Origin of the sequence: Tropicibacter oceani (assembly GCF_029958925.1) — a bacterium.
Taxonomy (GTDB): Bacteria; Pseudomonadota; Alphaproteobacteria; order Rhodobacterales; family Rhodobacteraceae; genus Pacificoceanicola; species Pacificoceanicola oceani.
In genome coordinates this window covers 2,306,794-2,320,875 of sequence record NZ_CP124616.1, presented here as the reverse complement: position 1 = coordinate 2,320,875, position 14,082 = coordinate 2,306,794, and the positions used below count along the sequence as shown (strand labels likewise).

Here is a 14,082-nt window from a genome sequence, read left to right as displayed (position 1 = left end):
CTCCTTGTTTGTTCAGGGGGCCGCGTGCATCAGCCCCTGAAAGGCCTCGGCCAGGATCACCCCGGCCACGCCGTACACCGCCAGCCAAAGCCGCCGCTCCAACCGTTCAAGCATGTTCTCCAGGCGCTCGTGCTGCGCCTTCATCGCCTCCACATGCAGCCGGCTCACCCGTTCGTGCGCCTCAAGGCGCAGCGCAGGGGCGCAGGCAAAAGGCTCGCTCGTGCGTCTGATCTCAGGCACCGCCGTCCTCCTCGGGCAGCGCGGGCAGGCCCAGCATCTGCCGCTTTTCCGCAGCGGTCAGGAAATCGGCGCCCGACACCCGCGACCACTGCGCATCGCGCTCGGTCGCCAACGCTGGCACCTGGTCCAGATCCGGTTTCAGCGACACCTCTTCGCCCAGGTAGCCCGACAACCAGCGCCCGACGCTGGCGCTGACTCGGGTGGCCAGTGGCAGGATGGTCAGCCGGTAAAACGCCCGGTGCGCCTCGGCATAGTTCGAATAGGTCGCCTCGCCGGGGATCCCCAGCAGCATCGGCGGCACGCCAAAGGCAACGGCAATCTCGCGCGCGGCGGCTTCCTTGGTCTTCTGGAATTCCATGTCCGAGGGGCTGAACCCCATCGGCCGCCAATCCAGCCCGCCTTCCAGCAACATCGGCCGCCCGGCGTTGCGCGCGCCCTGGTGGTTGCTTTCCAACTCGGCGGACAGGCGCTCGTATTGCTCGTTGGTCAGATGACCCTGGCCTTCGGTGCCCTTCCAGACGATGGCCCCCGACGGGCGCGCCGCGTTGTCCAACAATCCCTTGGACCAGCGCGACGCCGAATTGTGCACATCCACCGCCTGCGCCGCCGCCTGAAGCGGGCTCAGGCCATAGTGGTCGTCCTGCGGGTGGAAATTCTTGACGTGGCAGATCGGCGAAACCGGCCCCGTCACGTCAAAGCGGTGCTTGCGCCCGCCAACCGCGTATTCATAGGCCACCGGCCAGCCATCGGAACCAGGCACCAGGCTCATCCGGTCGCTGCGCAGCACATGCAGCTCGAACGGCAGACCCGTCTCGCCCGCCACCGCCTCGACATAGCCGTCGCCCGACAGCAGCAGCTGACCATAAAGCGCCTCGAACAGTTCCGCCCGCCCCTGCGCCGGGTTCGGCGCCGCGACCAGCTTCAGCAAGGGATGCTCGGCATAGCGCGCCTCGCTGTCCTGAAGCACCAGCGGCAGCGCCGCCGCCGCCTCGGCGATCAGCTTGACCGCGCGAAAGCCCACCGGGTTGCCGGCAAAGGCCTGCTTGGTCAGCGAAACCGTGTCGCGCGGCGTCCAGGCCACCCGGCCCGACGTCATATGCGCCACCACCGGCCCCGTGGCCGAGGCCTTGGCTTCGGGCGCGCCCTTGGGCGCCGTCCCGCCCCGCCGCAGAAAATCGAATACCATCGCCAAGTCTCCTTTTCCTCGCTGTGCGCCGGGTCGCAGGCGACCGCCCGGAAACTGCCTTTGCAGCCTTCCGTCGACCCGGCTTTCACGTTCTGGATCAATCTGTCGGGGGGTGCCCCGTGTCTTCGAAAAACAATCTATGACCGATAGATTAAGAGGGGTTTCCACCACCGTTCGGTGCTGGCGCAACGCAATGACTTCATACAAATCAATGCGTTACGAATGCCACCCGTCCACCTGCGGCCAGGCCCGTCACAACAGCCGCGCCTGCGGCCGTTGCCATTTTCCCGCCGGGTCGATCATCAATTCGTTGATCGCCCAGACCAGCGCATCGACCCGGTCGGGGCTGCCCTGGCCGTCATAGCCCGCGCCGGTCATCCGGCACATCTGCGCTTCCAGCCGGTCAAGCCCGCGGCTGTGCAAAACCCGCCCCTGCTCGTACAGCGCCGCCACCGGCTCGGCCCGCGCCACCTTGCCCTTGGTGGCATGGACCTTGCGCACCGGCAGCATCGGATCGACCGTCTGCAGCACGCTTTCCACCATGGCGCCGCCCTGGTTGACCTCGGCCACCACCCGGTCCGCCTTCCAGCGTTTCGCCGCCTCGCAGACCGCCGTCGCCCAGCCCGTCGGGCCCAGGCCCTGCACGCTGGCATCCTCCAGAACATAGGCGCGCCAGTCCTTGGGCGGGCCGTCCTGTACCACGCCAGCCACCACGATCCCGCAGGCATCGCTGGATTTGCCCGCACCCGCAGGCGGATCGACCGCCACCACGATGCGGCCCAAAGGCGGCACCAGTCCGGCACGGTTGCCCTCCAGCCCCTCGCGCGTCCACAGCGCGCCGTCGACCTCGTCCACCAAAATCCCGTCCAGTTCCTGCATTCCCAGCTGCGTGCCTTCGTACCGCGCCCGCACCTCGGCCAGGAAACTGTCCGCCAGATGCGCCCGGTTCGCCTCGGTCGGAGCATGCGTCACGGCAGTCGAAGGCAGCTCCAGCAGCGCCTTCAACACCTCGACGTTGCGCGGCGTCGTCGTCACGCAGGCGCGCGGATCATCACCCAGACGCAGCCCGAACTGCAGCATGTCCCAGGTCTCGCGCGCCTTGGGCCATTTCGCCAGTTCATCCGCCCAGGCGCCATCGAACTGCGGCCCGCGCAGCGATTCCGGGTCAAAGGCCGAAAAAGCCATGGCCTCGGCGCCATTGGGCCAGACCAGGCAGCGACGCGTCGCCACCCATTGCGGCCGGCGGTCGGGCGGCGAACAGGCGATTATGCCGCTGTCGCCGAAAATCATCACTTCGCGCACCTGGTCCAGCGTCTCGCCGACCAGCGCCACACGCTTGCAACGCCCCTTGTCCAGGGGCCGCGCGCCTTCGACCTGGCTGCGCACCCATTCGGCCCCGGCACGCGTCTTGCCCGCGCCGCGCCCGCCCAGGATCACCCAGGACCGCCAGTCGCCCTCGGGGGGCAACTGGTGCTCATGCGCCCAGAACTCGAACAAAAAGGGGAGCGCAAGGCGCTCCCCGATCGTCATGTCATCCAGAAACCTCGTCTGCACCGCAGCAGGCGCGGAGGCCAGCCAGGCGGCACCCGATCTCAAGGCCTGCCTGTTCAAGGTCAAGGCCATAGCCTTCGACGATTGCACAGTCTTTGCGTCTGATTGCTTCAATTTCTTTCTCCGTCTCATTGGCTTGCCTCAGCCAATATTTCAGATCCCCCAAAAGCGATCCGCCTTCCGATCGCTTTTCGGTCTCACCGCTCCGCAGCCTTTCCTGCATGCTTTGCAAGTCCTGTTTCAGTCCCTCCAGCATCGCCGCGATTTCCTCGCGATCCCGCTCAAGGCGCTCCAGCTCCGATTTGATCGTGATCAGGACGGGCCGGTTGTTTTCTGCTCTGTTCATGCTCGACACCTTTTTTGCCTGTAGGTTTCCCCCTCCAGGCGACGCGGCAACAAAAACGGCCCCGGGGAAAACCCAGGGGCCGTTTCGCTGACACCTCGTCCAGCATGTCACAAGTTATACGTCGGACCGTTCGCTGGGTCAAACCCCAGCCCGAACGCAAGACCCTGAAATCATTCACATATATTTCCGGAACCTTAACATCGGCAGCAGCCCCCTTGCCCGCCCCGCCCCGCTCTGGCACTGATGACCCACCCCAAGCAGGAGCCGACATGCCGGAACTTTCGCAACGCATCCAGACGCTTAACACCGCCGGCTCCGACGGCTGGGAGGTCTTCTACCGCGCCCGCCAGATGATTGCCGCAGGCACCCCGGTGACCGAACTGACCATCGGCGAACACGATATCCGCACGCACCCCATGATCCTTGATCACATGCACGAACGGGCCCGCGCGGGCCACACCGGCTATGCCGCCGTCCCGGGGATTCGCCCCCTGCGCGACGCCATCGCCGCCCGCGTCACCGCGCGCACCGGCACCGATACCACCGCCGACAACGTCGTGATCACCGCAGGCGGTCAGGCGGCGCTGTTTGCCAGCCACATCGCCCTGTGCCAGCCCGGCGACACCGCCCTGCACATCGACCCCTATTATGCCACCTACCCCGGCACCGTCCGCGGAGCCTCGGCCATTCCGGTCGCCATCCCGACCCGCGCCCGCGACGCCTTTCTGCCCGATCCGGCAGTCGTCGACCGCATCGCCCGCGAAACTGGCGCGCGCAGCCTGCTGATCAACACGCCCAACAACCCCACCGGCACCGTCTACCCGCGCGAAACCCTCGAAGGGCTGGCACAGGTCTGCATCGACAACGACCTCTGGCTGATCTCGGACGAAGTCTATGACACCCAGATCTGGGACGGCCACCACCTCTCGCCCCGCGCCCTGCCCGGCATGGCCGAGCGCACCCTCGTGATCGGCTCCATGTCCAAAAGCCACGCCATGACCGGCTCTCGTGTCGGCTGGATCGTTGGCCCGCAACCGGCGATCAAACACCTGATCGACCTGTCGACCAACACCAACTACGGCGTGCCCGGTTATATCCAGGACGCGGCCCTGTTTGCCCTGAACGAAGGCACTTGGCTGGAAACCGAAGTCGGCGAGCCCTTTCGCCGCCGCCGCGCGCTGGCCCTCGATATCCTCGCCGCGCAGAACACCGTCACCGCCATCCCCAGCCAGGGCGCCATGTACGTCATGCTCGACATCCGCGCCACCGGCCTGTCGGGCCGCGACTTTGCCGAACGGCTGCTCGACGCGCGCCATATCGCTGTCATGCCGGGCGAAAGCTTTGGCGCTTCGGCGGCCGGGCACATCCGCGTCGCCCTCACCGTCGAAGACGCGCTTCTGGCCCAGGCCCTGCGCGAACTCTGCACCTTTGCCAAGGACCTGACCACCTGATCGCTATCAAAGCCCCCTTGCGCTTTGCGCGCCAGGGTCAGCCCCTGGCGGTCAGAAAACAAAATTCTCCGCGCTCAGCGACGAAATATCGACGTTTACCAATGTCATGGACTCCCAGTTTCCGGGATAACCGATCACGACATCGTCCCCGACCTGCGTCATATGGTTGGCGACAAGATCGGCATAGTCGACAATCCCCGTGGCCCGTCTCAGGTTGATCTTGTCGCCGTCATTGACCGCATCGAAGTCGGTGACAATGTCATGGCCCGTTCTGCGTTCGAATACAAAGACATCCGCCCCCGGTCCGCCCGTCAAGGTGTCGTCGCCCGCCTCCCCTGTCAGATAATCATTGCTGACGCCCCCGTCCAGAACGTCGTTCCCGGGCCCGCCGATCAACACATCGTCGCCGCCCCCGCCGATCATCGTATCGTATCCACGCCCGCCGATCAGACGATCATCGCCACCGGCGCCATCCATGCTGTCACTGCCCCAACTGGACATCATCAAATCCTCTCCGGCCCCGCCCAGCATGACGTTGTCCGAGGCCCCGCCCCGCATCGTGTCATTGCCATCGCCGCCGAACATCAACTGACCCTCCAGCATCAAATCGTCGCCCGGACCGCCGAAAATGGTGTTGTTACCCTTCTCGCCCAGAAGCCGATCGTTGCCCTCTTCACCGGACAGGAAATCATCGCCCTCGCCGCCGATCATCAGATCGGGGCCATCGCCGCCGATCATCGTATCGTCGCCATTTTGGCCCCGCATCAAGTCCCGTGAATCGCCGCCATTCAGAAAATCGTTGCCCTCCCCACCCTGAAGCCGGTCCTGCCCCTCGCCGCCCAGCAGGGTGTCGTTGCCATACCAGCCCCCCAGAAAGTCATTTCCCGTTCCGCCGACCAGCACATCATCGCCCATGCCGCCCAGCAGTTCATCGTTGCCGGCACCGCCGAACAGGGTTTCACTGCCTGGCTCGTTGATCGTCCCGCCGAACATCCAATCGTTGCCCGCGCCGCCAAACAGGCTGTCCGATCCCTCGCCGCCATTCAACCTGTCGTCGCCCTCGTCGCCATACAAGGTATCATCGCCCGCGCCGCCGAACAGCTGGTCGTTCCCGAACCAACCTCTCAGAACATCGTTGCCAAGCCGGCCAAACAGCCTGTCATCACCGGCACCGCCCACCAGTACATTTGGACCGATCAATGGCTCGGCGGCGCCGGTTGCGCTCCAAAGCACGTCATTTCCGGCATTGCCAAAAAGCAAACCATTGCCGAAACTGCCGAAAACCCGGTCGCCAGCATCAGGACAAAGGTCCAGCCCATAGCTCCCGATCTGGGGGTCGGATATCGCGTCCCCGCTGCGCGGCGCCAGCAATCGAACGGCTTCGAAACCCTCGGGCTGCGTTGTCATGGTTGGAAAAAGAAGGCCCGACAGGATGGTCACGTCAATCGTCATAAGTGTTGTCCTCGTTACGGATGACACAACCTTAAGGGAAGTAGATGCACGATCCCACGACAAAAACCTCTGACCCACACAGCCCCGAAAACGTCATCCACGACGCCGCCCTGGAAATCTTTGGCCCCGGCACCTTCGATCTGCTGTCGAACGGCCTGCCCGAAGCAGAGGTCGACAAGCGCCTGACATGAGCACGCCGGTTTCCTCCATCCGCAACCTCGGCCCCGCCGTCGAGGCCGAGTGCAAACGCGCCGGCATCCCCGACGCCGAAACCCTGCGGTCCCTCGGCGCCCACGAGGCCTATCGCCGGATGCTGGAAACCGGCACCCGCCCGCATTTCATCGGCTACTATGTGCTGCACATGGCGCTGCAGGGCCGCCCGTGGAACGACTGCAAAGGCAAGGAAAAAGAGACGCTGCGCGCGCAGTTCGACAGCCTGAAAACCACGGTCTCTCCAAACGCCCCGCCGGGGATCGAACGGATCCTGAACGAAATCGGCGTGATCCCCCGCCGCTGATCGCTGCCCCCTGCGGGATGGCGGGTGGGGCGGCGTCGCCCGGCAGGGCGACCAGCGTCACCCACCATCCCCATGGAACCATTCGCCCCCTGCCGCGTTGCCTTCCTGAACGCAATCGCAACAGACAGGGGGGCCCAATGGACCTCATTCGCATCATCTTCGCCGTCATCCTGCCGCCGCTTGGTGTCTTCCTTCAGGTCGGCCTTGGCAAACACTTCTGGCTGAATATCCTGCTGACCCTGCTGGGCTATATTCCCGGGATCGTGCACGCCGTCTGGGTCATCGCCCGCACCGGCCACAATCCGCAGCGCGTGTGATCGCCATGACCCCGCATGATGATCTGGCCAAGGTACAGCGGGCCGAGGCAATCGCCCGCAACCTCGACAACGCCTTTCGCCTGCCCTTCACCCGCATCACCTTTGGCTGGGACAGCCTTCTTGGCCTTGTCCCGGGCATCGGCGACGCGCTGGCGCTGGCGCCCTCGCTCTATATCGTCAAGGCCGCCCGCGATCTGGACGCGCCGCGCAGCCTGCAACTGCGGATGCTGTCCAACCTTGGCGCCGACTGGCTGATCGGCCTTGTACCGCTATTGGGTGACATCTTTGACGTCGGGTTCAAGGCAAACCTGCGCAACGCCGCGCTGCTGCGCGCCCATGCCCAGGCCCGGCAAATGGCCAGATCCGCACCGCGCCCGCCCAACGGGCTGGACATGGCGGCCGCCACCCCGATGCCCCGCACCGCCTGAACGACAAAGGCGCCCCCAAGGGGGCACCTATTTCTGTAGATAGTGCATCCAAGCACCAAGACGGGTTCAAAGCGCGATGACCGCTTCGAGCCCACTTTGGTCGATGCTGCAAAGTGCATGAAGGGCAGCTATGCTAGGGGAGATAAGATCCAGCTGAGGGACAAAGCATGACCCAGAATGCAAAGCGAGATGCGGCCAGAATTGAATTGCTTCGACTGCTGAAAGGATTGGAATTCTATCGCGCTTGGAGAATTTCAGGCATCAAATTGGTCAAGGGAGAAGTCCGACAAGAAGACCTCAATGAGATTGTTGAACCCAGCAAAGCCTTCCTTGAATATTTTGATAGTGCAGGTGGCCAATACAGCCAAATCCTTCAATTCGTGCGTGAGTGGTACTCACACACATACTCCGATCTTTGCTATCTGACCAACACTGGCAGCGAGACGGTTTCGTCCGAGAACCGTCAGTTTTTAAGGAGCTTTCGAAGTGAAGTAGGTTTTGATTTCCAGTCTGAAGCAGGGCTGGTCGCCAAGACTATAAGAAAGGCTATCAAGAGAGGTAAGATCACAACAGAAAACGATTATTTCCTTCTCAAGGAACTTGAAGTTGACTTAGGTCAGACCTTTTTGAAAGGCAGTGATTTTGACGCTGTTTCCGACATGCTTCGCCACTTCGAGAACCAATAATAAAGGCGCATATCCCGGCAAACCAAGTACATTGATGCTTTAGGCGTCATATCGGCGATTGGTTGACCGTCAATATTTTGGGTTCCGGTCATTTCCTTGAGCGAGTAGACCTTGGCGCAACCGCAGCGAAATGACGTTTCGTCCGCATAGGCGACGTGCATCGCGGACAGCTCCCGAGGATTTTTCGGGAGCGGTCGTTCAATATGGGATTGTGCCGACAAGGCCATGCGCCCCGGGCTGCGCCTTTTGCGGAAATGGGCAACCCCAACGGGCTGCCCATTGCTGTTTCTGGTATCCTGAAATCCGGATCGGCTTAGCCGACCAGTTCAAGACCCGAAAAGAAGTAGGCGATTTCGACAGCGGCGGTTTCCGGTGCGTCCGAGCCGTGGACCGAGTTTTCGCCAACCGATTCCGCGAATTCGGCGCGGATGGTGCCGGGGGCCGCGTCGGCGGGGTTGGTTGCGCCCATGACTTCACGGTTCTTGGCAATGGCGCCTTCGCCTTCCAGAACCTGCACCACGACCGGTGCCGAGGCCATGAATTCGCACAGCTCGTCATAGAACGGACGCGCGGCGTGCACTTCGTAGAACTTGCCGGCCTGTGCCTTGGTCATGTGGATGCGCTTCTGCGCGACGATGCGCAGGCCCGCTTCTTCGAACTTGGCATTGATCTTGCCGGTCAGGTTGCGGCGGGTTGCATCGGGCTTGATGATCGAAAAGGTGCGCTCAAGGGCCATGGGTCTGCTCCATCGGTGAGGGCCCGGACACCACGTCCGAGCATGTCTATCGCGCGGGGCGGTACCATGCAGCGGGCGATTTGAAAAGCCCCTGCGCGCCCCGCCCGCGCCGCGCCGTGGGGGCCAGCCCCCACACCCCCGGAGTATTTGTGCCAAGAAGAAGCAGCAGGGCGGACTTGGCCACGCAGGCACATTGACAGCCCCCGCGCCCTCTGACATTGGCCAGCGCATGTTGCGCATCCAAGATATCTCGTACTCCGTCGATGGCCGCCCCCTGTTCGAGGGCGCCACTGCCACCATTCCCGATGGTCACAAGGTTGGCCTTGTCGGGCCCAATGGCGCGGGCAAGACCACCCTGTTCCGCCTGATCAAGGGCGAGCTGACGCTGGACGGCGGCGACATCAGCCTGCCCAGTCGCGCCAAGATCGGCGGCGTGTCGCAGGAGGTGCCGGCCTCGGACACCTCGTTGATCGACACCGTCCTTGAGGCCGATACCGAGCGCCATGCCCTGATGGCCGAGGCCGAGACAGCCCAGGACAGCAACCGCATCGCCGAGATCCAGACCCGGCTTGCCGATATCGACGCCTGGAGCGCCGAAGCACGCGCCGCCTCGATCCTCAAGGGGCTTGGCTTTGACGATGTCGATCAGAAACGCCCCTGTTCGGATTTCTCGGGCGGCTGGCGGATGCGCGTGGCCCTGGCCGGTGTGCTGTTTGCCCAGCCTGACCTTTTGTTGCTGGACGAGCCGACCAACTACCTCGATCTCGAAGGCGCGCTCTGGCTTGAATCCTACCTGCAGAAATACCCCCACACCGTCATCGTCATCAGCCACGACCGCGGCCTTCTGAACCGCGCCGTGAATTCGATCCTGCATCTCGAAGACAAGCAGCTGACTTATTACGGCGTGCCCTACGACGGCTTTGCCAAGCAGCGCGCCGAACGCCGCGCCCAGGCCAGCGCCATGGCGAAAAAGCAGGACGCCCGCCGCCAGCACCTGCAAAGCTTTGTCGACCGTTTCCGCGCCAAGGCGTCCAAGGCCAAGCAGGCCCAGTCCCGCCTGAAGATGATCGAGCGGATGGACATGATCAGCGCCCCCGAGGACGCCGCCAAGCGCGTCTTCAACTTTCCCCAGCCGGACGAGCTGTCGCCCCCGATCATCAATATCGAAAACGGATCAACGGGTTACGGCGACACTGTCGTTCTGTCGCGGCTGAACCTGCGGATCGATCAGGACGACCGCATTGCGCTTTTGGGCAAAAACGGTCAGGGCAAATCGACCCTGTCGAAGCTGCTGTCCGACCGGCTGCCGCTGATGGATGGCCGCATGAGCCGCTCCAGCAAACTGCGCATCGGCTATTTCGCCCAGCACCAGGTCGACGAATTGCACCTGGACGAAACCCCGATCCAGCATGTGCAACGCGAACGTCCCGACAGCCCGCCCGCGAAACTGCGCGCCCTGCTGGCGGGCTTTGGCCTGATGGCCGCGCAGGCCGACACCGAGGTCGGGCGTCTGTCGGGCGGCCAAAAGGCGCGCCTGTCACTGCTGCTGGCCACGCTGGACGCGCCGCACATGCTGATCCTCGACGAGCCGACCAACCACCTGGACATCGAATCGCGCGAAGCGCTGGTCGAGGCGCTGACCGCCTATTCCGGCGCGGTGATCCTTGTCAGCCACGACATGCACCTGCTGTCGATGGTGGCCGACCGACTTTGGCTGGTCAAGGATGGCACCGTCAAACCCTACGAGGACGATCTCGACGCCTATCGCACCATGCTGCTGACCCGCGATGCCCCGCCGCGCCCGGACAGACCCGAAAAGCCCAAGCCAAAGCGCCCTTCGCGTGATCAGATCCTTGACCTGCGCGCCGAGGTCCGCAAATGCGAGGACCGCGTGACCAAGATCGAACAGATGCGCGAAAAGCTGGCCAAGAAACTGGCCGATCCGGCGCTTTATGAAACCGACAAGGTCGGCGAGTTGGAAGTCTGGAACAAGAAATACGGCGAGGTCATGGATGGCCTGCGCCGCGCCGAAGCCATGTGGGAAGCGGCGCTGGAAAAGCTGGAACAGGCCGAAACCGCCTAAAGGCCCATCAGCACCCGCGCCGCGCGGATCAGAACCATCGGGTCAAGATCCGTGCGCGCCACTGCTGGTGGCGGCGTCACGCGCCCTGTCAGGCTGGCGACAGCCGCGCGGGCCGATCGCACGGAATATTCCACCGTGAAAACGCAATCGCGAGGTTGTTCGCAGAACTGGCCGATCACCGCAAAGTTCCGTGCCCCCACAGGGCGCACATCGGGCCGATCGCCGGACCGGCGCGGCATGAACTGGCTGGTGATGAACGGCATCCGGCAGACCTGGACCCGCGCGCCGTCGAACCAGGCCCGCTGCTCCGGAGTCATGCGCATCTGGCCAAACAATTCGTGCAATATCTCGTTGCCCGTCGCCTGCCACATCGGCTTTTTCACGAAATCACCGTCGCGGTCGCCGCGCAGCCCATAGCCCCACAGCGTATAGGTGCCGTGCTTTTGACCGCGAAAATGCGGTTGGTGAAACAGCACGATGGACAAGGTCCAGCCCGATCCCGCAAAGGTGACAAGCCCCCCGGTCCCGGTCCGGTTGCCGGTGAAATCCTCCATGAATTCAAAGAAATCAGGGCCGTCCAGGGTGACCGTGAAACTGTGCCACGCGGTCTTGCCGGTATCGGTGCAAAAGGCCTCGGGGCGGCCCAGCCCCTCGTGCCGTGCGGCCAGCTTTCGCCACAGCGCCCAAGCGCCGCCTTCGGCATCGGCCAGCGCCGGCGCATTGTCATTGTCCCCCAGAACCGAACCATCGGTCATCGACCCCAGAGTCAGATAGACCCGGTCCTCGGGCATGACTTCGACCCTGGCGCCATCGCCCAGAACCAGCGCCGTCACCTGCCGGTCCTGCCTGTCGCCGACAATTTCCACGTCGGTCACTCGCCTGTCCAGATGCGCCTGCACGCCCCGGTCCCTCAGCCATTGCACGATGGGCGCAATCAGAGAGTCATACTGGTTGTAGCGCGTGCGCAGGATGCCTTCGATCCGGGTAAAGCCCGGGAACAGGTGGATGAACCGCCGCAGATACCGCCGCATTTCCACAACCGAGTGCCAGGGTTGAAAGGAAAACATCGTCGACCACATCAGCCAGAAGTTGCTGTCAAAGAACTCGGGCCGGAACCAGTCGTCGATCCGGCGCGTGTCCAGCCCCCTTTCGGAATGCAGGCTCAGCCGGTTGATATCCACGATGTCCTGCGCGCCCAGCGTCAGGTCAAACCGGTTTTCTGCCGGGCGGCCATCGCGCACCAGGCGGCAATTCGACGATCCCGGCACCATCCGGTTGAAGGCGCGGATATCCTCGGACACCGACCGGCCCGGATCATCCGCAAGGGGGATCGTGTCCAGCAGATCAAAGGTGCACTGGAAATGCTCTTCGAACATGCGCCCGCCGCGGGTCAGGTATCCTGCCCCGGCCTCGCCCGCCCCGTCCAGCGATCCGCCTGCGACGCCCAGCTGTTCGTAGATATGGATGTTCGGTCCCTGCACGCCCGCATCGCGCACCAAAAAGACCGCCGCCGCCAACGCGGCGATGCCGCCGCCAACGATGTGATGTGTCTCTTGCGTCATGGCCCTGCCTCCCCGGTCTGTCCGGGGATCAGCCTAGGGCCAGCACCCGCCGGGGGCATTAATCCCGGTCAAGCTCGCCTGACAGGCGCGTCAAACGCCTTTGCTGCAAGCTCGGCGTGCGGCCTGTTACCCCCTGGGCGCGCCGGTTTAACCGAAGCTGGACAGGCGCCGGGTTAACGGCTAGGCACCGGGCATGGACAGTGCCTTTCTCATCACCGCCTTTGTCACGCTTTTCGTCGTGATTGACCCCGTGGGGCTGACCCCGCTGTTCATCGCTCTGACCGCCGGAACCGATACGGCGCACCGCCGGTCGGTGGCGCTGCGGTCCTGCACGGTAGCCTTTATCCTTTTGGTTTTGTTTGCCTTTCTTGGCGAATCCGTGCTTGGCTTTATCGGCATCTCGATGCCCGCCTTCCGCATCGCGGGCGGGATTTTGCTGTTCCTGACGGCCCTCGACATGCTGTTCGAACGGCGCAGCAAACGCCGCGAGGACCAGACCGAAACCGAGGATTTCCCCGATCCGTCGGTCTTTCCCATCGCCATCCCCTTGATCGCCGGCCCCGGCGCCATTGCCTCGATCATCTTGCTTGCAGGACAGGCCGAAGGCGCCGTCGGAATGGCCTCGGTTCTTGCGGTGATGGCAGGCGTTCTGGTGATCGTCCTGGCGTTCTTCCTGTCCGCCGGACTGATCGAACGGGCCCTGGGCAAAACCGGCATCATCGTCGTGACGCGCCTGCTGGGCATGCTGCTGGCGGCCCTGTCCGTGCAATTCGTGCTCGACGGGCTGCGCGATTTCGGCTTTGCCTCGGGCATGGGGTGAAATCGGCGGCCTGACCTCTTACATTGATCCACAGGACTGGCGAGAAGAGGATCAGACATGTCATCGTGGGAAACCGGACAGTTCATCTATCTTCTTGTCTTGGGCGGCGCCCTGGCGCTGTGGCTGTTCATCGAAAACCGCGACAGCATCGGCACCAAGCTCAAGCAGTTGTCGGCATGGGGGCTGATCTTTCTGGGCACCATCGCGGTGATCGGGCTGTGGGGTGACATCCGCCAGACGGTGCAACCGCGCCAGGCAGTCTTTGCCGACCAGGGCCGGATCGAACTGCCCATGGCGCCCGATGGTCATTATTACGTCACGCTGCAGCTGAACGGAGAGCCGATCCGCTTTGTCGTGGATACCGGCGCCTCGGCGGTGGTCCTGACGCGGCAAGACGCTGCGCGTGCCGGGATCGACGCGGAAAAACTGGCGTTCTTTTCCGAGGCGATGACGGCCAATGGCGCGGTCAAGACGGCGCCCGTGACGCTGGACATGGTGGCGCTGGGTCCCTTCGAGGACCGCAAGATGCCCGCCTTTGTCAACGCCGGAGAGATGGACACATCGTTGCTTGGGATGACCTACCTGCAACGGTTTGACCGGATCGAGATTTCTGGCGGACAGCTGGTGCTGGAACGCTAGGGTCCCGCTGATCGGCGGGTTGCGCCGCGCGTTGCGCGCCGCCGGGGTTGGGGGCTCTGCCCCCGCGC

General features: G+C 63.6%; 16 protein-coding genes. 9 read left to right on the top strand and 7 right to left on the bottom strand.

The window, feature by feature from the left end:
• Window positions 1-12 precede the first annotated feature (12 nt).
• The 4 genes from QF118_RS11185 to QF118_RS11170 all read right to left on the bottom strand — a co-directional run bounded on the left by QF118_RS11185 (window position 13) and on the right by QF118_RS11170 (window position 3,323).
• Window positions 13-240: a GTA head formation protein, RCAP_rcc01685 family gene (locus QF118_RS11185; protein ID WP_282299142.1), complete on the bottom strand. Its 228-nt coding sequence runs from the start codon at window positions 238-240 to the stop codon at window positions 13-15.
• Entirely contained in the window at window positions 233-1,426 is a 1,194-nt protein-coding gene (locus QF118_RS11180; RefSeq protein ID WP_282299141.1) for a phage portal protein, read from the bottom strand. The genes QF118_RS11185 and QF118_RS11180 overlap by 8 nt, the downstream gene beginning before the upstream one ends.
• Before the next feature lie 252 nt (window positions 1,427-1,678).
• Window positions 1,679-3,049: a DNA-packaging protein gene (locus QF118_RS11175; RefSeq protein ID WP_449441505.1), complete on the bottom strand. Its 1,371-nt coding sequence runs from the start codon at window positions 3,047-3,049 to the stop codon at window positions 1,679-1,681.
• Window positions 2,958-3,323, bottom strand: coding sequence for a hypothetical protein (locus QF118_RS11170; RefSeq protein WP_282299139.1), 366 nt, complete (start codon window positions 3,321-3,323; stop codon window positions 2,958-2,960). The genes QF118_RS11175 and QF118_RS11170 overlap by 92 nt, the downstream gene beginning before the upstream one ends.
• Window positions 3,324-3,592: 269 nt before the next feature.
• On the opposite strand from QF118_RS11170, the gene QF118_RS11165 reads away from it, so the two are divergent.
• Entirely contained in the window at window positions 3,593-4,774 is a 1,182-nt protein-coding gene (locus tag QF118_RS11165) for a pyridoxal phosphate-dependent aminotransferase (protein ID WP_282299138.1), read from the top strand.
• 51 nt (window positions 4,775-4,825) lie between these two features.
• Here QF118_RS11165 and QF118_RS11160 read toward each other — a convergent pair whose 3' ends face one another.
• Window positions 4,826-6,226 (bottom strand): calcium-binding protein, encoded by a 1,401-nt coding sequence (locus tag QF118_RS11160; protein ID WP_282299137.1) that lies wholly within the window; start codon window positions 6,224-6,226, stop codon window positions 4,826-4,828.
• Between the two features lie 44 nt (window positions 6,227-6,270).
• Here QF118_RS11160 and QF118_RS11155 point away from each other — a divergent pair, with 44 nt between their 5' ends.
• From QF118_RS11155 to QF118_RS11135, 5 genes are all read left to right on the top strand, one after another.
• Window positions 6,271-6,417 carry a hypothetical protein gene (locus tag QF118_RS11155; RefSeq protein ID WP_282299136.1) on the top strand — a complete coding sequence of 49 codons (147 nt, stop codon included), beginning with the start codon at window positions 6,271-6,273 and terminating at the stop codon, window positions 6,415-6,417.
• Window positions 6,414-6,743 (top strand): TfoX/Sxy family protein, encoded by a 330-nt coding sequence (locus tag QF118_RS11150; RefSeq protein ID WP_282299135.1) that lies wholly within the window; start codon window positions 6,414-6,416, stop codon window positions 6,741-6,743. Before QF118_RS11155 ends, QF118_RS11150 begins: the two co-directional genes overlap by 4 nt.
• 137 nt (window positions 6,744-6,880) lie before the next feature.
• Window positions 6,881-7,060, top strand: coding sequence for a YqaE/Pmp3 family membrane protein (locus QF118_RS11145; protein ID WP_282299134.1), 180 nt, complete (start codon window positions 6,881-6,883; stop codon window positions 7,058-7,060).
• A gap of 5 nt (window positions 7,061-7,065) precedes the next feature.
• Entirely contained in the window at window positions 7,066-7,488 is a 423-nt protein-coding gene (locus QF118_RS11140) for a DUF4112 domain-containing protein (protein ID WP_282299133.1), read from the top strand.
• Window positions 7,489-7,655: 167 nt separating this feature from the next.
• Window positions 7,656-8,174 (top strand): hypothetical protein, encoded by a 519-nt coding sequence (locus QF118_RS11135; RefSeq protein WP_282299132.1) that lies wholly within the window; start codon window positions 7,656-7,658, stop codon window positions 8,172-8,174.
• A gap of 313 nt (window positions 8,175-8,487) precedes the next feature.
• On the opposite strand, the gene ndk is transcribed toward QF118_RS11135, so the two are convergent.
• The gene (gene ndk / locus QF118_RS11130; protein ID WP_282299131.1) at window positions 8,488-8,910 is read right to left on the bottom strand and encodes a nucleoside-diphosphate kinase; all 423 of its coding nucleotides are present in this window, start codon (window positions 8,908-8,910) and stop codon (window positions 8,488-8,490) included.
• A 229-nt stretch (window positions 8,911-9,139) separates the two neighbouring features.
• Here ndk and QF118_RS11125 point away from each other — a divergent pair, with 229 nt between their 5' ends.
• Complete coding sequence (locus tag QF118_RS11125) at window positions 9,140-10,993, top strand: ABC-F family ATP-binding cassette domain-containing protein (protein ID WP_282299130.1); 1,854 nt, start codon at window positions 9,140-9,142, stop codon at window positions 10,991-10,993.
• On the opposite strand, the gene QF118_RS11120 is transcribed toward QF118_RS11125, so the two are convergent.
• Entirely contained in the window at window positions 10,990-12,555 is a 1,566-nt protein-coding gene (locus QF118_RS11120; protein WP_282299129.1) for an oleate hydratase, read from the bottom strand. The genes QF118_RS11125 and QF118_RS11120 overlap by 4 nt on opposite strands.
• A gap of 193 nt (window positions 12,556-12,748) precedes the next feature.
• On the opposite strand from QF118_RS11120, the gene QF118_RS11115 reads away from it, so the two are divergent.
• The gene (locus QF118_RS11115) at window positions 12,749-13,375 is read left to right on the top strand and encodes a MarC family protein (protein WP_282299128.1); all 627 of its coding nucleotides are present in this window, start codon (window positions 12,749-12,751) and stop codon (window positions 13,373-13,375) included.
• Window positions 13,376-13,432: 57 nt separating this feature from the next.
• Window positions 13,433-14,014, top strand: coding sequence for a retropepsin-like aspartic protease family protein (locus QF118_RS11110; protein ID WP_282299127.1), 582 nt, complete (start codon window positions 13,433-13,435; stop codon window positions 14,012-14,014).
• Window positions 14,015-14,082 lie beyond the last annotated feature (68 nt).